The organism is Undibacterium sp. Ji42W (assembly GCF_049340405.1).
Classification (GTDB): Bacteria; Pseudomonadota; Gammaproteobacteria; order Burkholderiales; family Burkholderiaceae_D; genus Undibacterium.
Map to the genome: position 1 here is coordinate 648,476 of NZ_JBMPOV010000002.1, position 25,025 is coordinate 673,500.

The 25,025-nt window shown below is 51.7% G+C and carries 21 protein-coding genes; 11 read left to right on the forward strand and 10 right to left on the reverse strand.

The window, feature by feature from the left end; translation table 11 throughout:
* Positions 1-57: 57 nt before the first annotated feature.
* The 3 genes from ACO0LG_RS06190 (at position 58) to pyk (ending at position 3,955) form a co-directional block, all read left to right on the forward strand.
* Positions 58-945 (forward strand): 2-hydroxy-3-oxopropionate reductase, encoded by an 888-nt coding sequence (locus tag ACO0LG_RS06190; protein WP_423024366.1) that lies wholly within the window; start codon positions 58-60, stop codon positions 943-945.
* 230 nt (positions 946-1,175) lie between these two features.
* Positions 1,176-2,444, forward strand: coding sequence for a glycerate kinase type-2 family protein (locus ACO0LG_RS06195; RefSeq protein WP_423024368.1), 1,269 nt, complete (start codon positions 1,176-1,178; stop codon positions 2,442-2,444).
* Between the two features lie 86 nt (positions 2,445-2,530).
* Positions 2,531-3,955, forward strand: a complete 1,425-nt coding sequence (gene pyk, locus ACO0LG_RS06200) for a pyruvate kinase (RefSeq protein WP_423024370.1) — start codon at positions 2,531-2,533, stop codon at positions 3,953-3,955.
* A 12-nt stretch (positions 3,956-3,967) separates the two neighbouring features.
* Here the strand turns inward: pyk and ACO0LG_RS06205 are convergent, their stop codons facing one another.
* A complete protein-coding gene (locus ACO0LG_RS06205) occupies positions 3,968-4,342 on the reverse strand; it encodes a VOC family protein (protein ID WP_423024372.1) in 375 nt (124 codons plus the stop codon).
* 222 nt (positions 4,343-4,564) lie between these two features.
* Complete coding sequence (locus tag ACO0LG_RS06210; RefSeq protein WP_423024374.1) at positions 4,565-6,808, reverse strand: collagenase; 2,244 nt, start codon at positions 6,806-6,808, stop codon at positions 4,565-4,567.
* A 707-nt stretch (positions 6,809-7,515) separates the two neighbouring features.
* Here ACO0LG_RS06210 and ACO0LG_RS06215 point away from each other — a divergent pair.
* The 5 genes from ACO0LG_RS06215 to ACO0LG_RS06235 all read left to right on the forward strand — a co-directional run bounded on the left by ACO0LG_RS06215 (position 7,516) and on the right by ACO0LG_RS06235 (position 11,503).
* Entirely contained in the window at positions 7,516-8,151 is a 636-nt protein-coding gene (locus ACO0LG_RS06215) for an ATP phosphoribosyltransferase regulatory subunit (protein WP_423024376.1), read from the forward strand.
* A 258-nt stretch (positions 8,152-8,409) separates the two neighbouring features.
* Positions 8,410-8,667 (forward strand): hypothetical protein, encoded by a 258-nt coding sequence (locus tag ACO0LG_RS06220; protein WP_423024378.1) that lies wholly within the window; start codon positions 8,410-8,412, stop codon positions 8,665-8,667.
* A 35-nt stretch (positions 8,668-8,702) separates the two neighbouring features.
* The gene (locus tag ACO0LG_RS06225) at positions 8,703-9,587 is read left to right on the forward strand and encodes a sensor histidine kinase (RefSeq protein WP_423024380.1); all 885 of its coding nucleotides are present in this window, start codon (positions 8,703-8,705) and stop codon (positions 9,585-9,587) included.
* 50 nt (positions 9,588-9,637) lie between these two features.
* The gene (locus ACO0LG_RS06230; protein WP_423024382.1) at positions 9,638-10,453 is read left to right on the forward strand and encodes a LytR/AlgR family response regulator transcription factor; all 816 of its coding nucleotides are present in this window, start codon (positions 9,638-9,640) and stop codon (positions 10,451-10,453) included.
* A 216-nt stretch (positions 10,454-10,669) separates the two neighbouring features.
* The gene (locus ACO0LG_RS06235) at positions 10,670-11,503 is read left to right on the forward strand and encodes a hypothetical protein (protein ID WP_423024384.1); all 834 of its coding nucleotides are present in this window, start codon (positions 10,670-10,672) and stop codon (positions 11,501-11,503) included.
* 76 nt (positions 11,504-11,579) lie between these two features.
* Here ACO0LG_RS06235 and ACO0LG_RS06240 read toward each other — a convergent pair whose 3' ends face one another.
* The 7 genes from ACO0LG_RS06240 to ACO0LG_RS06270 form a co-directional block, all read right to left on the reverse strand.
* Entirely contained in the window at positions 11,580-12,839 is a 1,260-nt protein-coding gene (locus tag ACO0LG_RS06240) for a hypothetical protein (protein WP_423024386.1), read from the reverse strand.
* A gap of 178 nt (positions 12,840-13,017) precedes the next feature.
* On the reverse strand, positions 13,018-13,782 hold the full coding sequence (locus tag ACO0LG_RS06245) for a LytR/AlgR family response regulator transcription factor (RefSeq protein WP_423024388.1): 765 nt from the start codon (positions 13,780-13,782) through the stop codon (positions 13,018-13,020).
* Positions 13,775-14,905 carry a sensor histidine kinase gene (locus ACO0LG_RS06250; protein WP_423024390.1) on the reverse strand — a complete coding sequence of 377 codons (1,131 nt, stop codon included), beginning with the start codon at positions 14,903-14,905 and terminating at the stop codon, positions 13,775-13,777. Before ACO0LG_RS06250 ends, ACO0LG_RS06245 begins: the two co-directional genes overlap by 8 nt.
* Positions 14,902-15,474: a transcriptional regulator gene (locus ACO0LG_RS06255; protein ID WP_423024392.1), complete on the reverse strand. Its 573-nt coding sequence runs from the start codon at positions 15,472-15,474 to the stop codon at positions 14,902-14,904. The genes ACO0LG_RS06250 and ACO0LG_RS06255 overlap by 4 nt, the downstream gene beginning before the upstream one ends.
* Positions 15,475-15,673: 199 nt before the next feature.
* Entirely contained in the window at positions 15,674-17,032 is a 1,359-nt protein-coding gene (locus ACO0LG_RS06260) for an 8-oxoguanine deaminase (protein WP_423024394.1), read from the reverse strand.
* Between the two features lie 23 nt (positions 17,033-17,055).
* A complete protein-coding gene (locus ACO0LG_RS06265) occupies positions 17,056-18,444 on the reverse strand; it encodes a nucleobase:cation symporter-2 family protein (RefSeq protein WP_423024396.1) in 1,389 nt (462 codons plus the stop codon).
* A gap of 633 nt (positions 18,445-19,077) precedes the next feature.
* Positions 19,078-20,835: an allantoate amidohydrolase gene (locus ACO0LG_RS06270; RefSeq protein WP_423024398.1), complete on the reverse strand. Its 1,758-nt coding sequence runs from the start codon at positions 20,833-20,835 to the stop codon at positions 19,078-19,080.
* Positions 20,836-21,045: 210 nt separating this feature from the next.
* Between ACO0LG_RS06270 and uraH the strand changes: the two genes are divergently transcribed.
* Positions 21,046-21,399 (forward strand): hydroxyisourate hydrolase, encoded by a 354-nt coding sequence (uraH, locus tag ACO0LG_RS06275; protein ID WP_422940329.1) that lies wholly within the window; start codon positions 21,046-21,048, stop codon positions 21,397-21,399.
* A gap of 19 nt (positions 21,400-21,418) precedes the next feature.
* On the opposite strand, the gene ACO0LG_RS06280 is transcribed toward uraH, so the two are convergent.
* Positions 21,419-22,357, reverse strand: coding sequence for a LysR family transcriptional regulator (locus ACO0LG_RS06280; RefSeq protein ID WP_423024400.1), 939 nt, complete (start codon positions 22,355-22,357; stop codon positions 21,419-21,421).
* 630 nt (positions 22,358-22,987) lie between these two features.
* Here ACO0LG_RS06280 and ACO0LG_RS06285 point away from each other — a divergent pair.
* Entirely contained in the window at positions 22,988-24,220 is a 1,233-nt protein-coding gene (locus ACO0LG_RS06285; RefSeq protein ID WP_423024402.1) for a urate hydroxylase PuuD, read from the forward strand.
* Positions 24,221-24,249: 29 nt separating this feature from the next.
* A partial coding sequence (locus ACO0LG_RS06290) for a M20/M25/M40 family metallo-hydrolase (RefSeq protein WP_423024404.1) occupies positions 24,250-25,025 on the forward strand: 776 nt, incomplete at its 3' end.

Below are 25,025 nucleotides of genomic sequence, written 5' to 3' on the forward strand. Positions count from 1 at the left end.
TCTGTGCCTCTGTGTTGAGAGGTCTTAAGCAAACTATTAACTTTATCAGGAACTATCATGGCAAAAATTGGATTTATAGGTTTGGGTATCATGGGCGCACCTATGGCCGGGCATTTGCAGGCGGGTGGGCATAAGCTGTATTTGCACGACATCAAGAACCCGCCGTTTGAATTGATAGAGCGCGGTGCAACCGTCTGTACATCGGGCGAAGAAGTGGCCAGGCGGGCTGACATCATCATCATCATGGTGCCCGATACGTCGCATGTGGAAGCGGCGCTGTTTGGCGAGAACGGTGTTGCTGCTGGTCTTGACGCTGGCAAGATCGTGGTCGATATGAGTTCTATCTCGCCAATGGCGACCAAGGATTTTGCCAAAAAAATCAATGGCCTGAAATGCGACTATCTGGATGCACCGGTATCCGGTGGCGAGGTCGGTGCCAAGGCAGCCAGCCTGACCATCATGGTCGGTGGTTCCGAAACTGCCTTTGACAAGGTCAAACCCCTGTTCGAGTTGATGGGCAAGAACATCACTCTGGTGGGTGGCAATGGCGATGGCCAGACTACCAAAGTCGCCAACCAGATTATCGTCGCGCTGAACATACAAGCCGTGGCTGAAGCCCTGCTGTTCGCCTCCAAGGCCGGTGCAGACCCTGCACGAGTCAGGCAAGCCTTGATGGGCGGTTTCGCTGCCTCCCGCATACTGGAAGTGCATGGTGAACGCATGGTCAAGCGCACCTTTAACCCCGGCTTCAGGATAGAGTTGCATCAAAAAGATTTGAACCTGGCTTTGCAAGGGGCAAAAGCTTTGGGTGTATCTTTGCCAAATACCGCGGCAGTGCAGGAGTTGATGAATGCCTGTTCGGCGAATGGCATGCGCGGTCTCGATCATTCGGCCCTTTGCCGGGCGATAGAGATCATGTCGAATCATGAGATTGCCAAGGCTTGATCGTTGTTAGCCTTCATGATGGATGCACGAAAAAAATTCATCTGGCGTAAAGCTGTTTGAGGGCATACTTGGATTTGAAATGTTCTCGTAGTTTGGGCTACGATTTACCAGCCCAACACTGGGCCTTAAATTAACACGTACATCATTGAACCGCCGAGTGTTGGGCTGATGAAACGTAGCCCAACCTACAAAGTAACGAAGCAACACAAAGTTTTTAAGAAAGCCCTGACATGACCACCCTAGCCCCACGCCAGTTCTTGCTCGATCTTTACGCCAGCGCAGTCGCCGCCGTCAGCGCAGAGAAATGCCTGCCTGCTTTTTTGCCAGCACCGCCTGCAAAAGGCAGGACGCTGGTCATCGGTGCCGGTAAAGGCGCGGCAGCCATGGCCAAGGTGGTGGAAGACCACTGGCAGGGCGAACTGTCAGGCCTGGTCGTCACACGCTACGGCCACGGTGCAGACTGCCGCAAGATAGAAGTGGTGGAAGCCGCCCACCCTGTGCCCGACGAAGCAGGCAAGCGGGCAGCAGCGCGCATACTGGACATGGTGCGAGGGCTGAGCAAGGATGATCTGGTACTCTGCCTGATCTCTGGTGGCGGCTCAGCCTTGCTAGCCCTGCCTGCAGACGGTATCAGCCTCGAACAAAAACAGGCCATCAACAAGGCTTTGCTGAAGAGCGGCGCGGCAATTTCTGAAATGAATTGTGTACGCAAGCACTTGTCAGCCATCAAGGGTGGCCGCCTGGCACTGGCTTGCGCCCCGGCACGGGTAGTGACTTTGCTGATATCCGATGTGCCCGGTGACGAACCCGGCATTATCGCCAGCGGTCCCACGCTGCCTGATGCCACGACTTGCGCAGAAGCTTTGGCAATCTTGCGCAAATATGACATCGCTATTCCAGCGGAGATTTTGCAACACCTGGAAAGCGGTAAAGGTGAAACACCCAAACCGGATGATGCGCGTTTTGAAGGCCATAGCCATCATGTCATCGCCACTGCGCAGGAGGCACTGGAAGCCGCCGCAGCCACGGCGCGTGCAGCAGGCATCACGCCCTATATTCTATCGGACAGCATAGAGGGCGAAGCCCGCGATGTCGCCCTGGTACATGCTGCGCTGGCGAAGCAGGTGGCCAAACATGGCCAGCCATTTCAGAAACCTTGCGTACTGATTTCTGGCGGTGAAACCACGGTCACTGTGCGTGGCACAGGGCGCGGCGGCCGCAATGCAGAATTCTTGCTGAGTCTGGCAGTCGCACTCGATGGTCACGCAGATATCCACGCCATCGCCTGTGATACTGATGGCATAGACGGATCGGAAGACAATGCCGGAGCGGTGTATGCGCCAGATTCAATCGCCCGAGCAGCATCAAAGCAGATACGCGCCCGCAGCCTGCTGGAGAACAATGATGGTTATGGATTTTTCAGCGCACTCGATGACCTCGTCGTCAGCGGCCCTACACGCACCAACGTCAACGACGTCAGAGCCATCCTGATCTTGTAAGACACAATCTAAATATTCAAAGGCAGCAAAACCTCACGGCGCATCGCGCCGCGATGGCTGTCGCCTTAAACAAATGAAAGCAAGCCATGAACCGCAGCCGCAAAGCCAAAATTGTCGCCACCCTGGGCCCTGCCAGCAATAGCAGGGAAATGATCAAGGCACTGTTTGAAGCCGGCGCCGACGTATTCCGTTTCAACTTCAGTCATGGCAGCCATGCCGACCATCAACAGCGTTGCGATATCGTGCGTGAAATCGAGGCAGAACTGGGTCGCCCCATCGCTATCCTGGCGGATTTGCAAGGCCCGAAGCTAAGGGTAGGACAATTCAGTGCGGGTCGGGTCATCCTCACTGCCGGGCAGGAATTCATACTCGACAGCGACAACACACCCGGCGATGCAAACCGGGTCTGTCTGCCACATCCTGAATTATTTGCCGTCATCACCGCCGGGCAAGCACTATTGCTAGACGACGGCAAGCTACGCCTGCAAGTCATGGACAGTGACGCGCACAGCATACGTACCCGCGTCATCAACGGTGGCGCACTGTCTGACCGCAAAGGCGTGAATGTACCAGATGCCGTCTTGCCGATACCGGCACTGACTGAAAAAGATAAGCGCGATCTGGAATTTGCACTCAATATGGGCGCAGACTGGATCGCCCTGTCCTTTGTGCAAAGGCCGGAAGATGTGGAAGAAGCCAAAACCCTGGTAGCCGGGCGTGCAGGCGTGCTGGCCAAGCTGGAAAAACCGGCAGCACTCGACAGGCTGGAAGAAATCGTCACTGTGTCTGACGCCATCATGGTGGCGCGTGGTGACCTGGGGGTGGAATTGCCGCCAGAACGCGTACCCGGTGTACAAAAGCGCATACTGCGCGTTTGCCGCAGTCATGGCAAACCTATAGTCATCGCCACCCAGATGCTGGAATCCATGATCGCCGCACCGGTGCCCACCCGCGCCGAAGCCTCTGATGTCGCCAGCGCGATTTATGATGGGGCCGATGCGGTCATGCTGTCGGCAGAATCTGCCAGTGGTGCTTACCCGGTCGCTGCGGTTGAGATCATGAACCGCATTGTCTCGGAAGTGGAACGTGATCCGCTATACAAGAATATGATCGCTGCCCAGCATGAATCGCCACAAAACAATAAAGGCGATGCCATCTGCGCGGCCTTGCGTTCAGTCACGCAAATAGTCGGTGCGGTTGCTACTGTCACCTATACCAGCTCAGGCCACACCAGCCTGCGTGCCGCTCGTGAAAGGCCGATGGCACCGATACTCAGCATCACCCCCAAGATAAATATCGCCCGTCGCCTGGCGTTGGTGTGGGGCGTGCATTCCAGCGTCAGCGATGTCGTACCCAACGAAGACATACTGGTCGCCACTGCCTGCCGTACCGCCTGGCTGGAGGGGCTGGCACAAGTTGGCGAACAGATAGCTATTACCGCGGGGGTGCCTTTTGGCCAGCCGGGCTCCACGAATCTATTGCGGATAGCCGAGATTTGGCCGCAGGCTTAACTGATACCCAGTTCACGGCCAAACATTGACATCCGCCGCCTCATGAAAATCTAACCGCTGGGGATTGACGACGCAAAACCGGTGCCCCGTCGGTGCTTCCATGACAATCCAGCGTTCCATGATCTTGACGACTTTGGCACCCAGCTTTTCCAGTCGCTGGACCTCGGCTTCCTTATTGTCGGTTTCTATATCGAGATGAATGTGGCTGGGATGTTCGACCTTTTGCAAAAGCATTTTTGGGCCGGTGGGTGTGGCTTCGAGAACGACGTATTTGTCATCAGTATCCCCGGCGGGATAACCCAGCGCCCCTGCCCAAAAATTTGCTCCTGGATTGATATCATCCACCTGGCAATCAATGACAAAACATGCCAATCGACTTTTATGCATCTTGATCTCCTGTGACTTGTTTATTTTGTTTGCCTTAGCGAATCCAGGCATGCATCAAGAATAGCAAAAAAACAGGAGGTCGGCCTGACTGGGTCTTGCGCCTTATAGCAAAGACAAAAAAAGGGCAGACATCCAAGATGTCTGCCCCAACACTCAATTGCTTTTTATAGGTGGCTTATCTGTGTTTGACGGCCTTGTTCACGCAATTTCAGTTGATTGCTATCAGTCGTAAGTCGCTGACACACTCACACCAGAGAAACTCTGTCTGGCGTTGAGCATGATGTAGTACCAGCGATTGGCCGTAGGGTTGGCGATGGTCACGCTTTCATCATTGCCGCTCTTGACTGAACCGTAGTCGTAGATACCTGTACTTGGGTATTTGTCCATGGATACATACAAGTCCACGTCACCCGTACCGCCACTGGTCGTCAGCTTGAGGTTTTTCGCACCGGCTGGAACCATGATGTAGGTGTAGGCCTGGGTGCTGGAAGCAAAATTACGCTTCACGCAATTTTTAGCCATGTAGCTGCCAGCAGGGCAATCAGGCAAGCTGTTATCGACTGGCAATGGTGGTTCACCTGCTGTAGTTGCGGCAGCAACCCAGGCGGTGAACTCATTGTCGTAACGTGTGCCTATATTGGCCATGTAGGTTTGGTAGCCATCATAATCACCGACACGGAACTTGGCGATGACTGCATCGACATCACTGCGGTGTTTTTCCACCATGAAACGGGTAGCCATATAACCCCAGCTATAAGCACGCGTCACATAATCAGCCATGGAATAAGTGTTGCCAAAAATCTGGCTCAACTTGTAGGTGCCTGCTTTTGCTGCGTCTATGGCTTTCTGGTTATTGTTTTTCAGTGACAGGTATTCGGCTATGCCTTCTATCCACCACACGGTAGGTTTGGCAGTGCCTGCACTAAAGTCACCTTTCATGTCGAAACGGCCATCAAGATAGTGGACGTATTCATGCTGCAAATTCCAGACCTGGAATGTAGGGCGCAACCAGGATGCTTCATGCGCAATGAAACGCGCCTGATTGGTGGTCGAACTAGGATCACCTTCCAGATACATGCCGCCATTATTGGTGTCGATACCGTACAGGATGGAGGCATATTTGCTGTAATTGGTATAGTCGTCAAACACCACTACTTCCAGCGCAGTGTTGTTGTCTCCCGCTACTGGCTGACGTTTGCTTTGCAGCATGGTGTGGAAATAGTTTTCCTCTGTTGCCAGCATGGAGCATGAGTCCTGCAACTGCGCCGTGGTCATGTCCTGTGCACGGATTTTCAAACTGGGGCTGCACGTATAGTTGTTTTTGAGGATGGTATTGGCCAGCGTGGTTTCGTAATTGCAGGTGCCATACTCTGCGCAATTGGCTGTGTCATAGTACTTGACGGCAGATGCTGCGTTCAACCACAACATGCTGTCGGCACCTGTCATGCTCGAATTGCTGAGCTGGTACTTAACCATGGGTTTGACCGTAGGCAGAAGATTGGCATACTGCATGAAACGGAAGGCTTCATTCTCGGTATCGCTGAGTTGGTACTCAAGGCTGGTGCCCAATAATGCGGCCTTGTTGTTCACCACAAAATTGTTCAATGCAGTCGCATAGGACACATCATTACGCAATATAGGTAAAGCATCCGGACGTGAGTGGCCATAGAACAGGATGGTCAATGCAGCCGTGTAAGCATCAGCAACAGTCGATGATTTCAAGGCATCCGTTGCCGCTGGATTTGCTGATGTATTTGTGTAGCGCGTGATGATGTTTTTAACACTGCCCAGATAATAGGCTTCGTCATGCAGGTTGGTGACCAGCTTCAGGGTCTCGGCTGCGGTACTTGGGCCAACTGTGTTGGTCTTGAACAGTTGATTGCCATCCACCAGTTGTTTGATAGGCCCACGCATGCTGGTCAGGTAATTCGACGATGGTGCTGGTATCGTGTTGCCGCCTGCAAGGTAGTAACCGGCGCGCAGGTAAATGATCAGGTTGACCAGCGCCATATTGGTGGCATTGTAGTTTGTCGCTTCTTGTGCAAAGCGATTCACGACAGCTGTGAAATTTGCCGGTGAGTAAACCTTCGCCGCATCTGTTGCATTCAATGAAAATAAACCGTAATGACATTCATAACTGGGCAGATTGACGATGTAAGTTGCCAATGCATCTCCACTGTAGTTGGCCAGTGTCGCCATGTTTTTACAGTCATCTGACGGTGGTGGTGCCATCAGATTTTTTTGTTTATTGACGATACCCAAGTCCAGGCGTGCCCCATTTGTTGGTGGCAAATTGAATTTCTTTTGTTCAGCCGTTGGTGGCAAACTCTGCCTCTGATGCGGCATAGGTGCTTGCTTCAAACGTGCATGGTCTTCGGCATCCGCCGCATATACCATCTGAACCAGACCTGTGAAGCTAAGGGCCATCAGCCCCGCCATGCTTGCTATTTTATGTGGATATAACATGTAATACGTCTCCCTGATTGTTGAAGAGTTTCAGGCAATACCGTCCCCTTCAGGCTTTTTCATCCGATAGCTTGTAGGCTATCGCCGCCTGAATAATTCGAAGAAGGTCTTTACCAGCCCCCATATGTGTGGAAACAGCAGACATGCATCTGCATGCGGCTGCTTCCGCTTCCCTTTAGCAATATCCGTCAACTCTCTATTTATTAGCGCCGGATACTGCATTAACCAAATCGTGTTTACTAAATTTGTTTATGATTTGGTTGAAATATATTAGTAATATATTTTATAAATATCTAGATCATTTTTAACAAAACCCTAAAATTGGGCATTTGCTAAGCAGGGCGGAATTTTAGAGCTGTAAGCCATTGATTGGAAAGAATAATGTTTTGAAAAGTTGTAATTAGACGTAACAGACTGAATTTTCTTAAGTCGGCAAAAAAACTTTTTGTTTTCTGTTCGCTACCCTGTTGACATTAAGCAAAAGCAACTTTATGCTCAAGACATGAATATTTTTTCCACATCCGTTTTGTATGCAGCTCAACATCAGTCACATCGCTGGCTGGGAGAGCTATTGCCTGGATGAACGTTAAGCCTCGTCACCAAGAAAGCCCTCTCAGCCTGCACAGAGGGCTTTTTTGTTTCTGCAGCCAGCGGGGCATAGCGCTCTCGCCCTGCAGCTATGTTGCAATGCAGTGATGGAGTGAAATATGGAATTAAGAATAGAAGAACAAAGCCGTGGTGTCAGAATTTTAGTGGGTGACGAAGTCAAGGAAAGACGCCGTCTCCTTAACGCCCTGATCGGTATCGTTGAAGCGAATGGTTTTAACGAAATCATGTTGCCATCGCTGGAACCGGCGAATATCTATGTCAACAAGGCTGGCCCGGAAGTGCTGTCGCAGATGTATGTCTTCTCGGATAAAAAGGGCAGGCAGCTGTGCCTGCGTCCCGAGGCTACGGCTACGGTACAACTGCTCGCCGACAAACATTTCAAGCAAAAGAAAAATCTGAAGCTCTGGTATTTCGAACGTTGCTGGCGGTATGAAAAACCACAGGAAGGACGCTATCGCGAATTTTTCCAGTTTGGTGTGGAAATCATCCATCCTGACAATCCAGCCTGTCGTGCAGAGTTGCTGGCCATGGCTGAACAAATGGTGGCTTTGAAAACCGGTGCTTATGAAGTCGCTAGCTCAGTCAAACGTGGACTGGATTATTACACTGAAGCTGGTTTTGAAATATCTGTGCCTGCTCTAGGCGCACAGAAGCAAGTGGTAGGCGGTGGCAGCTATCAGCAGGGCATGGGTTTTGGCCTGGGTTTTGACAGGCTGATGTTGTGTAATACATAAAATCCACTCTAAAAAGAAGCTTGCCTGGCACTGATGCAGCGAGCTTCTTTCAAGTTTCTAGTCCCATTTATCCCCTTAAATAACCGTTAGACCCGGTCAAGTTACTGTTAGTCGCAGCGGGCTATTGCCTTGTAAAAGTGCCTGCTATTCTGCGTCCATGGATGAAGAACATCATCCGGCAGACAGGAGAGAAAAATGCATACTCAAACAGAAAACACTTTGATCACCGTTGAAACAACAACTAACAGGAGCGATAACATGAACAACATAAACAACAACCCAGTTCTGGACTTTGCCAAGAACCTGGCAGACACCATGGTCTATGCAGGCCGCCATGCTCTTGACTGGGTATTGCAGGCATCATGGAAAAAACTCTTGCTGACTTCTTTGCTGGCATTGATCACTGGCGGCATATTGCATTTATCATCATTGGCAAATGGCCTGGTGTTTGGCGCTATCATTGCCAAATTATTTGCTGATAAAGACAAAGCAGCAAGCAACCCACAAACTGAATAAGCTGCCTGGCAAAACAGGCGGCGAATGGAACTGGTATGAAACATCGCGACGATAACAAGGTACTCGACCTGATCATGGATATCACCGATACGGTGACCGTGGTCTGGTGGAAGTTCTTTGACTGGCTGGCAGTAGTGCCCTGGTCATCTTTACTGGGCATCTCGCTGGTCGCCATGATAGTAGGTGGTGCCCTGGGCCTCGGTGGCCTGATGCCTGCGCTGGTGTTCGCTTCTTTCATTATCAAAAGCCTGGCAGGCGGCAAACGCAGCGCAGAAATAGCCGCCACAGCCGCCGCAACCCGCGCCGATGTTGAAGCACTGGAGCGTCGCTTGCTGGAAGCAGAGATGGCAGCCCTGCAAGCCCAGATAGAGCCGCATTTCTTGTTTAATACCCTAGCATTGATAGGTCAGCTCATTGAGACCAATCAGGCACAAGCCACCATCGTGCACCAGCATCTGATCAAATACCTGCGCTCAGCCATGCCGCAAATGCGCGATAAGGGTAATGGCAAGCTGGGCCAGCAAATGGACATGTGCCGCGCCTATCTGAACATCATGCAGGCACGCATGCAGGAGCGTTTGACTTACGATATAGACTTGCCATCGGAACTGGAATTTTTGCCCTTTCCTTCGATGATGATACAAACCCTGGTAGAAAATTCCATCAAGCATGGCCTGGAACCCAAGACTACAGGCGGTCATATCCGCATCACGGCAAAGAAAGTCGATGGGCAATTACTGGTCGAAGTCAGCGACAATGGCATGGGCTTTGACATCCATGCTGACGATGGCATGGGCCTGACGAATATACGTGAGCGTTTGAAAGTACTGTATTCAGGCAAGGCACAACTGGTTATTGAAGCACCACAGACTGGCGGCGCAGTCGTCGGCATACTGGTGCCTGTAGACACAAAACAATAAGACTATTATGCTTGTCTCGTTCACTCCACAACCCTATTTCAGGTAACAGCATGCCAGCATTAGCAACTGCAGCAACAGCAATGATAGTCGATGATGAAAGCCCGATGCGCGATCAGTTACGCGCGCGCCTGCAACAAGTATGGCCTGATTTATCCATCATTGCTGAAGCTGCCAATGGCATAGTTGCGATAGAACAGGCCGAAGAACTCCAGCCCGACATTATCTTCCTTGACATACGCATGCCCGGCAAAAACGGCATAGAAGCCGCCAGCATTTTGGCCAAGCAGGCACTGGTGGTGTTTGTGACCGCCTATGACGAATATGCGATACAGGCTTTTGAGCGCGGTGCCATGGACTATTTGCTAAAACCAGTAGAAGCCGACAGGCTGGCCGGCACTTGCCAACGCCTGCAAGAAAGATTACAACAGCGCCAGCAAGAAAAAAACGCACCCGCCAGTGCAAGCAATACCGCCAGCGACCAAGCCAGACAGGTCGAGCAAATGCTGACGCAATTAATGCAGCAGCAAAGCCAGAAGCGCGAATATCTGCGCTGGATACAGGCCAGCGTGGGCAGCAGCCTGCGCATGGTCAGTACCAAAGAGGTTTTGTTTTTTCGCTCCGATGAAAAATATACCCTGGTACAGACTGAACAGGCCGAATACCTGATACGCAAATCACTGAAAGAACTCGAAGACGAGCTCGACCCCAAAGAATTCTGGCGCATCCATCGTTCTACCCTGGTGCGTGTGTCTGCGATTGCAGAAGTCTCCCGTGATTTCCGGGGCCGCCAGTTGATCGGCCTGAAAGGCCATACAGAAAAACTGGAGGTCAGCCGCAATCACACACATTTATTCCAGCAAATGTAGTACCTGATCTTTTCATTGACCAGCTTATCAACACTTACATTTTTCCATTTGATTACCAGCAGGCATGCAGGTCGCCGAATGATCATCACAGTTTCAAGCTGGTGATCTGATTGTAAAAATTTGAAATAATCCTACCCTGGCCTGTCAGCTTTAAAGATACTTCCCGCTTGCAAATTTACATACAAATGTATCTTTATACTGCCAGGAAAGCCAGACATGTCCCAAACACAATTTCAAACACGCGGCACAACTGCGGAAGCACAACTTGCATCCATCAACGCTGCCTTCCCCAAGCGCCGCATGGAGATACTCGCTACCGGAAAACAAGGGGTGCTGATGTTGATAGGCCTGTCCATTGCCGGGCTGCTTTTCCTGGTCGGCCTGATCTATATGACGGTGCCGGATTTTCTGTATGACTACAAGGTATCCAAAGACCCTGTCGTCGATGAACGCGCAGAAATTCACGGTAGCTGCAAGAGCCGCAAAGTCATTTTTATCGACTGCGATGTCAAGATCCGTTACCTGCCTACGCCGGAAGACACCGTAACAAAAGAGATCAAACACAGCTTCTGGTTTGTCAGTTTTCAACCATCCATGTCCACCGAGGCCGTCAGATCAAGATCTTACCCCGGCATGATCACGACGACGATGGCGACAGAACATATCACCAACCGTTTTTTCATGATACTGACTTTTACCCTGCTGTTTGGTTTCGTGACTTTCGGTTGCCTGTACGCGGCCTGGTTAAGCCATCTCTTTAATCGCCTGATACAAACAAAACCGGGCTTGCTACCGGTGATGGTCAGAGTCAAAGACATACAAAACCAACGCACCGTCTTTTTTGAAACCGATATAGATGGCGCGAAGAAAAAACTCCGTCATATCTTGCGCAAAAAAGAAAGCCCTCTGTTCATGCCGCATCAGGAAGATATGGCACTGGCCGTCAGGCTCACTGGCACACCACATATCGTCCTGCTCAATGATGATCTGACGACACTTGACTTTACTGAGCAGGAAAAGAATGCACTCCGCGCTGCTATTGCGGCTTGAGCAGCTTGAGTTAACAAACTGACTGAGAGTTCACATGCATTTCGATGCATGTGAACCAGAAAGCGATCAGTTCAGCTTAATTCATCACGGCAGCAGCGCTGCGCTGGCGTTTTATTTTTCGGGATAATTTTCGTAAGTCCTCATCGGTATCATAGGCAAGTTCTTCCACGATTTCCTCAGACAAGACCCCATTTCTGTTTAGCAGGTCTATCACGCTCCGTCTATGCATTGCACAATTCATGCTGTAGTACATGGCCTCCAGCGGTGCCTTGCATTCCATATCCGGATTGGCGTCATAAACGTCAATGATGCCTGCGACCAGTTCATGTATGTGATGTACATTGTCTGAGCGTTGTATGATCTCAAGTAAAATTTTCTCGTCACCTGCTTGATAATTATTGATCAGCAGTTTCAGGTAATCCCAGGGTGTCTTTTCACTGGCAAATCTTTTTAATGCAAGTGCACGGATATCATCGCCTTTGAAATGACTGAGGGCATTCACTGCATGCATTATCCGGCGATTTTGCTTCACATTTCTGCCGCCTGCCAACTTCAGCAGAACCCCGTAATCAAAAGGGAATTTCGTTTGATAAAAGAAGGGCAGGTATTTGTACTTTCTGTCACCGTCTTTTTCGGCAAGAAAATTTCTCGCAATTTTTTCTATATCTGCCTGTGTTATTCCTGAAATGTGCGAGGCCCAAAAGCGGGGGAAGCGACCTGCCTCATCAATCAGCTCATCAATTTCTGCCACTGTATAAGGAATAGTTTTGCTACGCCTGTATTTTTCCCTGGGTTCAGCAGACAAGATCAGATCAAGGTAATTTTTTATCGCTGGGTTTGTTTCTGCGGCCTTGGTCAATTCTGCATAGACATCAATAGACTTGTTCATCTCTTGAAAATCATCAACGCGCCAGCGGTCTTCGTAATCAGCTCTTTCTTGCTCTGGAAGTTGCCCTACTTTTTCAGCAGCCATGATCAGGCCCGCCATGCCTTTGATTTCCAGCAACACGTCTCTCGCATACAGCTCATAGCCATTGCTGAAAGTTATTTCAAACCTGTTTAACAAAGCCTCTTTCGCTCCGGCTATGCCATCCTGATAGAAATACAGGACGAGATCACCAAGCTGATCCATACCATAGTCATTGCGTTTTTTAGCGCTGAATTTTTTGATGATAGTACGAATCAGCTCATCTTTTTGACGTGATCGCCTGATCAGGCTGTACAGATATACGGCTCTGCTGCCTTCACATTGTCTGTCATAGGCAAGGTTATTGACAGTGGCAGCGAGTATCTGCGCAGAGAAATCTATTTGCGGATACGCTTTCAAGAGCAACATCGCCCTGCCTGTTCCCAGTTTCAGGGAATGGAAAAACTGTTTTTGCAGCTTTGTAATTTCAGCTAGATTTGATGGAATTTTTTTTTGCACTTATGAATAAAGAGAATTGACCTGAGTTCACGTCAGTATGGAGGGGATTTTTTGAGACTATAGCAGAATGGCGTGAGAGCTCATCAATTCACATTCCCTTGAATCTGTATTGATAACGTTGGCTCACTGGCAAGCGGGCACTATGTTCGCGCAGGCTCAGCCACAGTGCGGCATCAGCGTCACGATTAACGCTGGCAATGCGTTTGACGGCGACCAGGTAAGCACGATGGATTTGCCAGAAGCCGCCTTCTTCCAGGGTATCTGCCAACTCTTTCAAAGGAATGCGTATATGCGCTTCTAATTTGTCTGTTACTACCCGCGTGTATTTCTGCTCAGCACAAAAATAGATGACTTCGCTGAGATCGATAAAGTGGATGGTATTGCCAACCGCTGCCTGCAACCAGGCTGGAGACTGTGCTTTCTTTTGTGGTTTGTCCTGTATCTTCTGCATGAAGCTGCTCAGATCAGGCGGTGGCGTACCCAGGCGTTCACGCACGCGGGTGATGGTGCGTGCCAGTCTTGCGGGGCTGCTGGGTTTGACGACATAGTCCAGTGCGCCTTCTTCAAATGCGGCGATGGCATGTTCCTGAAATGCAGTAACAAAGACGACATGGGTGCGGGCCGCAAAAGCTTTGGCAACTTCCAGGCCGTTCAAGCCTGGCATGCGTATATCCAGAAATGCCACATCCGGCGACATTTCTCTGGCCAGCCTGAGTGATTCAAAACCATCGCTGGCTTCAGCAACGATTTCGGCTTCCGGCCATAGCAAAGCCAGCGATTCGCGCAATTCTGCCCTGAGCAAAGGTTCATCATCTGCAATCATCAAGCGCGGTTTTCTGTCGGGACTATTCATGGTTCGGTTCAGAGTACAAATTTAGCGGCAAAATCAGTTCAGCCATAGTGAGCTGGTCGGCTTCCATGCGAAGTTCAAAACTTGCCTTGTCGCCATAGAGGGCATGCAGGCGCTGGCGCAGATTGCGCAAACCTACGCCACTACCCAGTACTTTTTGTTCCAGTCCTGCGCCATCGTCACTGACGGTGATGTACAGACTTCCTGCCTGTTCGTGCGCCCGTAGCATTATTTTCACTTGACCCGGCTGGCATTCAACGCCATGTTGCACGGCGTTTTCCACCAGTGACATCAGCATCATGGGTGGTAAACTTGCGTTATTCAACCCTGGTAAAAAATGCATCTGAAAACTCAAACGCTCGCCAAAACGTATGGCCATCAATGCCAGATAATGCTCTGCCAGTTCAAATTCTCTTTCCACGGTAGACATGGGGCTGCGCAAATCTGGTAAGGCACTTTGCAAGTAGGCGATCAGGTGGTCCAGCATCTGCACAGCCTTGTCTGGGTCATGACGCGCCAGATAACGGCTATTAGCCAGGGTATTGTAAAGAAAATGCGGTTCGACCTGGGCTTGCAAAGCCTTCAGCTCTGCCGCCAGCGCCAATTGTTTCAAATTGGCGATCTGTAAGTCATGTGACTGGATCTGCACCCGCCACAAAGGCCATCCCAGCAATACGCCACTGAACACGATAGTACTTGCAAAAGCCTGCAACGTATTCAGACCATGCAGTTCATGAGCATCCACCCACCAGTGATACGTGCGTACTGCCATCCAGACTGTCAATGCAGTGACCGACAGCAGACAACACCATATCCACAGCCAGTTGCGGCATTTGCTAAACAGTCGCAGACTAAGCAGCAGAGTCCATGCTGTCATACATAAAGGGAAGGCCAGTAAGCCAAGCAAGCCCAGCCAGGCATGGGCGTGCCACTTTATCGCCAGCATAATCACGCCCGCCAGCATGCATAGGCTGAGCAGGAACTGTGATCTTGAAAAGCCCAGCATAGTAAACACTACCGATGCAGCGTCACTGTCTGGCATGCTGTGGCTATTCTTTTCAGATGATCTGGTCCACAGCAGGCGCTTGCCTGCTGTCGCCAGGGTATTCAACAAAGCCAGATTCATAGGCTGGGTTTAGTCGGCAAGGATTTGGTCGGCTTCATTTTGTCGACAGGTACATCCGCGCCTACCACTTCCAGTGTCAAGTCGTCCAGCCAAACCTGGCCTTTACCGTCATCAATGACGCCAAATGCAATTGCTTTGGCATCGGCAGGTACATCCAGTACCACGCTGCGTAATTGCCAGTCTGTTGTACCTTTGATGGGTTTGTCTTCACTATTATAAAAAGGGGATTCTGACTTTGACTTTGTATCAATACGCATCCACAAACCGGCCCAGCCATCCACATCTTTGGTTTTTACCCTGGCTTGAAAACGCACACGTTTGTTGAGATACCGATCTGCCGCGATCATTTGCATCAGGGTTCCCCAGCTTTGATCATCACCATTGGCATAACGGATAAACTTGCTCCCCTTACCACTGATAGTCTGACTCCGGTCTATACCGATCTGATAGGATTTTGGCGTCTCACCAGCCAGATCCCACGGTGCCCCCAATTTTTCTACAGATTCTGCAGCCAGCGCATATAAAGACGTTGCAGCAAGTATCGATAAAAAAATAAATCTCAGTTTCATGTTTTCTCCTGTTCATGACGACATGTCATGTTGTCACTTTGCCAGAGAAAAAGGCGCTCATGGCTTGCTCGCGACAAGCGCATGATTTTAGCGATAAAAGCGTCTTTAACAGGATAAAAGATGAGCCTTTCTCACATTTATGCAGCAAATCAGCTTGTTGGGTGAATTGAGCGATGTTTTTACGATTCTCTCAGGTTCTTCAACCTGCTGCTTCTGCCAGTTGAAGAGCCAGATGATTATGTTTTTCCATGACGCGTGGCAAATCTATCGACGTGATCTGCCCTTCCCTTACCACGACACGGCCATTGATGATGCTATAAGCCACATCTGATGGCGTGCAAAAGACCAGTGCCGCGACCGGGTCATGCCAGGCACCGGCATAGCCTATCTGTTTGAGGTTGAACATGACAATGTCCGCAGACATGCCGGGTTTGAGGGCCCCTATGTCGTCGCGGTTGAGTACCTTGGCACCACCCAGGGTGGCGACTTCCAGCGCCTGTCTGGCGGTCATGGCGTCAGGGCCAAAGCCAACGCGTTGCAGGAGCATGGCTTGCCTGACTTCGCCCAGCATATGGCCGGAATCATTCGAGGCGCAACCGTCGACACCCAGGCCGACACTGACACCGGCATCGAGCATCTTGCGTATTGGTGCAATGCCGGATGCCAGGCGCATATTCGAGCAGGGGCAATGGGCAATGCCAGTGCCGGTGCGGGCGAACATATAGATGCCATCATCGTCCAACTGCACACAGTGCGCGTGCCAGACATCATGACCTACCCAGCCGCAATCCTCGGCATATTCTGCCGGGGTCATATTGAACTTCTCACGGCTGTAGGCGATGTCATTGGCATTTTCTGCCAGGTGAGTATGCAGCGATACGCCATAGCTGCGCGCCAGTGTTGCTGATTCACGCATGAGATCGCGTGAAACAGAAAATGGCGAGCAGGGTGCAACGACGATGCGTTGCATGGCGTGGCGGCTGCTGTCGTGATAAGTCTCTATCAGGCGCTGGGTGTCGCGCAGTATGCTGGCTTCATCTTCCACCACGCGGTCTGGTGGCAAGCCACCTTTTGACTGACCCACGCTCATGGAACCACGCGCCGCATGAAAGCGCATGCCTATCTCTTGTGCGGCTTGCAGGCTGTGATCAAGCTGACAGCCATTTGGATAAATGTAGAGATGGTCGCTGCTGGTCGTGCAGCCTGACAGGATCAGTTCTGCCATGGCGGCCTGGGTCGATACCTGCACCATCTCTGGTGTCAGATTGGCCCAAACCGGATAGAGGTTGGTCAGCCAGTTGAACAGCTCACCATTTTGCGCCGCAGGTATGACGCGCGTCAGGCTTTGGTACATATGGTGATGGGTATTGATGAGGCCGGGCATGACAACATGGTCAGTCGCATCAATGACTTCATCAGCGGTGTGTGGTAAGTCTGCACTTGACCCCACCTGCGCGATGATATTGTCGATGATGTATACCGCACCATTGCTGATTTCTCGGCGCGTGTCGTCCATGGTGACGACGACGCGGGCATTTTTGATAAGTAAGCTGGCCATAACAAATAAAGTAACAGAAAAGATTAATGGTCGGAACTGTGCGCCGCAGCCATGGCAAATGCCTTGGCGTCAGACTCAGCACCCTGACCGTTGAAAAACAGATTGAGCGTCACTGCCGCAATGGTGGCCAGCAAGATGCCGCTATCGACTATCGTGCCCAGCCAGTGCGGCAAGTGCGAGAAAAACTGCGGTGCCACCAGCGGTATCATGCCTGCACCTATGCTGACAGCGACGATGAACAGGTTATGGCGCTGGTGATTGAGACCCGCATTGCCGAGTATCTTGATACCGGTGGCGGCTACCATGCCAAACATGACGATGCCTGCACCACCGAGTACATACACAGGTATCGATGCCGCCACATGCGCCATTTTGGGGAACATGCCAAACGCTACCAGGATCACACCCGCAGCCGCGCAGACATAACGGCTGCGTACACCAGTGACACCGACCAGGCCTATGTTTTGTGAAAACGAGGTATAAGGAAAAGTATTGAAGACACCACCGATGACCGTGCCCAGGCTGTCGGCCCGCAAGCCATTCGCCAGCTCTTCATTGCTGATGCGCTTGCCGGTAAGTTCAGACAGGGCGAGGAACATGCCTGTCGATTCCACCATCGTGACGATCATGACCAGGCACATACCTATGATGGCACCCAGGTCAAAGGTCGGCATGCCATATTGAAACGGCATGATGAAGGCAAACCAGCCTGCTTCGCCCAGACCATCAAAACTGACCTTGCCCAAGACCAGTGAAACCACAAAGCCCGCCACCATGCCCAGCAAGACCGAGATATTGCCCAAAAAGCCGCGCAAATAACGTGTCATGACCATGATGGACACCAGCACGAACAAGGCAATCGCCAGGTTTTCAGGCGCACCATAGTTGGGATTGGGCTGCATGGATTTGCTCGCCACATCGAAGATCATCGGTTGCCCACCCGCGGCCCAGTTAATACCCACACGCATGAGGGTAATGCCAATGACCGTGATGATGGTGCCGGTAACGACAGGCGGGAAAAACCTGACGGCCCGGCTCATGAAGGGCGTGATAATCAAACCGAAAATACCTGAGGCGATAACCGCCCCATAAATGCTGAGTATGCCCAGGTTGGGGTTGCCCGCCATCGCCACCATGGGGCCAACTGCGGCAAACGTCACGCCCATCATGACAGGCATGCGTATGCCAAATTTCCAGATGCCTAGCGCCTGTATCAGGGTCACCAGGCCGCAACAGAATAAATCGGCATTGATGAGGAAGGCTATCTGGTCTTTGGGTAGGTGCAGGGCACCGCCGATGATGAGAGGCACGGCTATCGCCCCGGCATACATCACCAGCACATGCTGTATGCCCAGCGTGAATAATTTTGCTGCTGGTAGCTTTTCATCTACCGGGTGTATCGCTGTTTGCATTGTCTCTTCCTTGCTTGATGGTTTGGTTTTTTGCCACGTCACTGCTGGATTCTCTGACGGAATTTTTGTCAGTGATGGCTGGAAATGCGCATACTACAAATTAAAGCGACTGGTAATCGGGACGGGGGAAGAATGCATCATGTGCATGACTCCTGGTTTGCCTTCCTGACGATGGTGTCGTCACAAAGAGCGGCTACAAATACAGCCGAAACATAGTGTCCGACTGCGCTTTTCACTGCTGCCTGACGAAGTGCATCCTCCACAAACTGGAAGGAGACATCTCGTCAGGATTGATCTGCGTCGTAAAAAAATGCCGGTAAAGACATATTCTTGCGTCGCCTCAAACCATGCAGCGTTATCAAGCGCAAACATGGCAGCAGGCTCAAGCTCAGTCCTTGTTCTGCATCAGGTCTTCATTGCGAAGCTGATCCAGGCAATACTGAAAGTGGCGCCAGAATTCCTGGTAATAAAATGTTGAAACTTAAAAGCAAGACCTCTCAACACAGAGGCACAGAGACACAGAGTTAACACTGAGAAAGGCTAAAAAACAACTTCTTAATCTGCACAGAATCTGAATTGCTTTTCTCATGCTTTTCTCTGTGCCTCAGTGTCTCTGTGGTGATCTTTTTGGTCTTAATCCCTACCCTTAAAATTCCTTAAAAAATCGAGCAAGATTTGTGCCGAGACCTCTGCATCATCGGCGCTCATGGTTTCCAGCGGGTTGTGGCTGATGCCGCCGTTGCCGCAGCGGGTGAACAGCATGGCCACATCGGTCATTTTGGCTATCGCCATGGCATCATGGCCAGCGCCTGATGGCAATTCAAAGGCGGGCAAACCTGCCCTTTGCGTGGCTGCTGCCAATTGCTGCATCAGCCATGGGGCACAAGGCGCTGCCGGGGCGGATACGGCTTTGACCACATTCACTTCAATATTGCGGCGCTGGCAGATGGTTTGTATGTTGGCGAGGATGTCATTCACCGCAGCATCGCGGGAGGCATCGTCAGCAGCACGGATATCCAGCGACAGATTGCAGGAGCCGGGTATAACATTGACGGAGCCATGCGGCACCTGTAACTGCCCGACCGTGCCTACCAGGGATGTTCCATTGGCGCAGCGCCGCTCTACATACAAAATGATTTCTGCGGCAGCGGCAGCGGCGTCCTTGCGCATACTCATGGGTGTGGTGCCGGCATGGCTGGCAACCCCTTTGAGTTGCACCTGATAGCGGCAACTGCCCGCGATGGAAGTGACGATGCCCACCGGCAGGTCGCGGCCCAGCAAGACCGGGCCCTGTTCTATATGCACTTCGACATAGCCCAGTATCTGTGCAGGGTCACGCGCGATGGCCGGGATTTGTTTGACATCATGTCCGGCGGCAGTCAGTGCCTCACGCATGCTAATGCCGTCAGCATCAATCTTGTCCAGCAAGGCCAGGTCAAACTGGCCGACGATGGCATTGCTGCCCAGGAAAGTGCTTTTGAAACGCACACCTTCTTCTTCAGAGAAACCGATGATCTCGAAGTTGAAAGGCAGTTTTTCATTGCTTTCGTGCAGGTGCTTGACGATAGCGATGGGGAGCAGGATGCCTTCACGGCCATCGTATTTGCCGCCATCGCAGACGGTGTCATAGTGGGAGCCGGTCAGCAGGGTCTTGGCATCGGTTGCATCAGACAGGTAACGGCCAACGACGTTGCCGACAGCATCGATATGCACATGCATGCCCGCTTCGCGCATCCAGGCGGCCAGTTGCTCTGCGGTTTTTTGGTGCGCGGGTGTCATATAGGCGCAAGTCAAGCCATCTTCGTCATCGCTCCAGGCGGCCAGGGTTTCTGACCATTGCATGATGGTGTTGCCAAATTGCAGGCTATGTTCGAGCAAGTCATTCAGGCGCAGTTCAGCGATGCGGCCTATCTGGCGCAGGCATTCTGCCAGTTCATCTTCACGCTGGTTTTTAAAACGGCGCTGGAAGGTGGCGATGATGGCTTCCCGCGTAAAGCCCTTGCCATCCGGCCCTTTAACGGCGAGGATGAAGGGGAAGCCAAACTTGCTGTTGTAGTCAGCATTGAGCTTGTGCAGTATCGCAAATTCTTCAGGGCTGCAATTGGTCAGGCCTGCCTTGGCCTGTTCACCGGTCGATTCTGCCGTTAATTCTCCGGCGATGGCAGCCTTGCCTGCCAGCTCGGGGTGGGCACGGATCAGACCCAGTTGTTCTGCTTCTGTCGCCTGGCTGACCACGGTTTGCAAGGCCAGCTTGAGAGCTGTGATGCTGGCAAAGGGGCGGCTGACGGCTGCCCGCTCGGGTATCCAGGGTGAATGTTCATAGATACCGTGCAGGATGTGCACAAAGTCTTGCGGGCTACAGTGGTTCAGGTGGTCCAGAGTTGTCGTCATAATTGCTCAGGCGTTGTGCCTGTTATTGGTACGTATTCATTAATGTGACCGGTGTTGTCCCGGCATGATGATGAAGCTTAAGCCCAATCCTGGCCTGTAATGTGCTGCTGTCTTCATGATCTGTATATCCTCGATAGTATATTGATAGACTGCTGGCAGTATAAGATTTGGCTGATAGCGCATTTCAAGTCATCAATATAGGAGATCAGTATGGGAAAGCTTAGTACACATGTGCTGGATATCACCGTTGGCAAACCCGGCGTGGGTGTGCAGGTGGAGTTGTATGCCGTCAATGCGGGTGAGAAAACCTTGCTGAAGACAGAAACCACCAACCATGATGGCCGCTGCAACGCGCCCCTGCTGGAAGGTGACAGCCTGAAGCCCGGCCTGTATGAGCTGGTATTTGCCGCAGGTGATTATTTCGACAAGCAGGGCGTGGATCTGCCCAGCCCCAAATTCATAGACCGCGTGACCTTGGCTTTTGGCGTGGCTGATGCCAGCCAGAATTACCATGTGCCGCTGGTGGTGTCGCCATGGGCGTACTCGACTTACAGGGGTAGTTAAGCCCCTGCGTTGTTCAGGATTATTTGGACATCAGCGACTTGGCTGCCTGGGCGATTTGCTCACGCAGCCATTTATGTTCTGGCGAATGATGGACGCGTTCATGCCAGAGCTGGTAAAAGCGCAGTGGCGGGAATTTGATGGGAATGGAAAAAGTCTTCAGTTGCAGGCTTTTCTCATAAAAGCTCAGGTATTGCTTGCCTGTCGTGAGCACCATGTCTGACTGCGTCAGCATATGCGGCATCAGGCCAAAGTAGGCCGACTCGACGACAACGTTGCGGCGCAGGTGCTGACGTTCCAGATGGGCATCGATGACGCCGTGATAACCGGACAAGAGTTGAGAAGGTGCAACATGCGGCAGGCTCAGATAGTCTTCCAGCGTCATGTCGTCAGTGCCGGTGCGCTTGGCATAGGGGCTGTCGGCGCGCATGGCGCAGACGATGGGGTCTTCAAACAGCTTGGACAGGTGCAGGTGCTGCGGCGGTTCATCCCAGTTGGCGATGACGAGGTCAAGGTCGCCGTCAGACAGGTGGCGCACATAATCGACTTCCGCCCCCAGGCCATGAATGACGATGCGGCTCCTGGGTGATTCACGGCGCAGGCGCTCCACCACACTGGGCAAGAATTGCACATGCAGGGAATCTGGCGCAGCGATGTGGAAGGTCTTGCTCTCTTGCTGGGCCACGAAGGGCACCTTGCGTTCAAACAAGAGCTCGGTTTCATCGAGTATGCGCTTGGCAGGCTTGAGCAGGGTTTCACCATGGGGGGTAGGCACCATGCCACGGCCACCACGCACCAGCAATTGATCGCCGGTCAGCTCACGCAGTTTGCGTAGCGAGGCAGAAATCGACGGCTGGGGCTGGTTAAGCTTCAAAGCCACGCGGGAGACGTTTTTCTCACTGAGCAAGAGATACAAAATGCGTATCAGATGCAGATCGAGATGATTGGGTAGTTGTGCCATGCTGATGCCTGTCTTCAAACGTATATCGAAATCTGTATTTTTAATATACTTCGTTTTCAATGAAGTTTGTAGGGAAAAAGTTTATCGTTACCAGACTTCACCAAGTTTTTTGTTATTAGTGCTGGACTGTGACAATCCAACGCTTCCTGCCCTTGGTCTAACCGCGGCAATAGGAGACATTTGCAGCAGATAGATGCAGTTTGTGGTTTTTTAGCACTGACATCGTGAATAATAGGAATGTATATTTCTTAGAACTCATTTCATCAATAGGATGAGTGCGAACAAGACGATTTGGGGATGCAGTGCAAGGCGTGACGCGCAGCTAAGGCGTCCGCCTTTGCAAGTGGCACAACGCTGCAATGCGCCCAAATCGTCAGTTCCCGGAGGGTTTGCCTCATAACGCGCGCTGGACTGCGTTGGACTCGTTATCAATAGCACTGCTATTGACTGCCTCGTCTGCCTTGCCAGCCCACGTTATGAGGCAAACGCATCTCACCCTATTGATGAAATGAGTTCTAATAACACCGGTCGCAGCGGAGCTTCGGTTCGCGACCACTTTGGGATATTTTTCTATCCCTCTCGTCTGAAGAGCCCCGCGGAGGCAGACGAGCTTCTAACATGAGAGAAAACATGGAAGCTTTTTTACTTGCGTATGGCACTGAGTGGCTGAACCTGATCGTCCGCTGGCTGCACCTGATCACTGGCATAGCCTGGATAGGTGCATCTTTCTATTTCGTCTGGCTGGACAATAATATCCGCCCGCCCAAGCCCGGTTCTGAACTGGCCAACAAGGGGGTGTCCGGTGAATTGTGGGCCGTGCATGGCGGTGGTTTTTATCACCCGCAAAAATACCTGATCGCCCCCAAAGAGCTGCCGGAAGAACTGCACTGGTTCAAATGGGAAGCTTATGCCACCTGGCTGTCTGGCTTTGCGATGCTGTTTATTGTCTATTACTTCAATGCGTCTGCGATGATGATAGACAAGTCCGTCGCTGATCTGACGAGCTGGCAAGCCATAGGCATAGGCTTGGGTACGCTGCTGGTGGGCTGGACGGTGTATGACTTGCTGTGCCGCTCACCGCTGGGAAAGCGTGAAGGTTTGCTGGGCATCATCATGTTCGTGTTCATTGTGGCGACAGCTTTTGTGTTGTCGAAATTCCTCAGTGGCCGCGCTGCCTATATCCACGTTGGTGCCATGATAGGCACGATGATGGTGGGTAACGTACTGATGCTGATCATCCCCGGCCAGCGCAAACTGGTTGAAGCCATGCAGCAGGGTAAATCGCCTGACCCTATCCACGGCCAGAAAGCCAAGCAGCGCAGCGTACACAATAATTACTTTACCCTGCCTGTGCTGTTCATCATGATCAGCAACCATTATGCAATGACCTATAACCATGAATACAACTGGCTGGTGCTGGCGACCATCATGGCGGCGGGCGTATTGATACGTCATTTCTTCAACCTGCGCCACAAGGGCATTACCAACTGGGCTTATCCTGCGGCGGGCGTGACTTTATTGCTGGCAGTGGCGATTGCGATTGCCCCCAAGCCGCCTGCCAAAGTGGCAGCGCCTGACCCGGCCTTGTCGGCGGCAGAAGCAGACAAGGCCCAGTTCACTAAAGTGCAGGGCATCATCCAGCAGCGTTGCGTGTCTTGCCATGCGGCCGCACCGACCCAACCGGGCTTTGCCACCGCACCCGCCGGTATCAAGCTCGATACGCCAGAACTGATCAAACAAAATGCGGTAAAGGTCAATATGCAGGCCGTGCAACTCAAGGCCATGCCTATCGGGAACATGACGCAAATGACGGAAGAAGAACGTGCAGTCGTCGGTGCCTGGTTCCAGGCCGGTGCGAAATAAATCAGCCAAATTCAAGAAAGTACAAAGCCATGAATAACTACGAACAACTCGATGCCTGGGTAGACAATCACTTTGACGAGCAAGTCAAATTCCTGCAAGAACTGGTGCGCGTACCAACTGATACCCCACCCGGCAATAACACCCCGCATGCAGAGCGTACCGCCGACCTGCTGCAAGACATGGGGATCACAGCAGAAAAACATGCTGTGCCAGAGAGCGAAGTCAAAGACGCTGGCCTGCAAAGTATCACGAATCTGCTGGTACGCCGCCAGTATGGCCCAGGCAAGACCGTGCTGCTGAATGCCCATGGTGACGTGGTGCCACCGGGCGAAGGCTGGACCAAGAACCCCTACGGTGGTGAAATAGAAAACGGCAATATCTATGGCCGCGCTACGGCTGTGAGCAAATGTGATTTCTCGACTTATACTTTTGCCCTGCGTGCCCTCGAAGCCGTTGTAAAACCAACAGCGGGTACACTGGAATTGCTATTCACTTACGATGAAGAATTTGGTGGCGAAGTCGGCCCCGGCTGGATGCTCAAGCATAATCTGATCAAGCCTGACCTGATGATCGCTGCCGGTTTTTCTTACCAGGTCATCACGGCGCACAATGGTTGCTTGCAGGTGGAAGTAAGCGTACATGGCAAGATGGCCCATGCAGCTATCCCTGATTCGGGTATCGATGCCTTGCAGGCAGCAGTGAAAATTTTGAATGCCCTGTATGCGCAAAACACCCTTTACAAACAAGTCACATCGAAAGTCGAGGGCATTACCCACCCTTACCTGAATGTGGGGACGATAGAGGG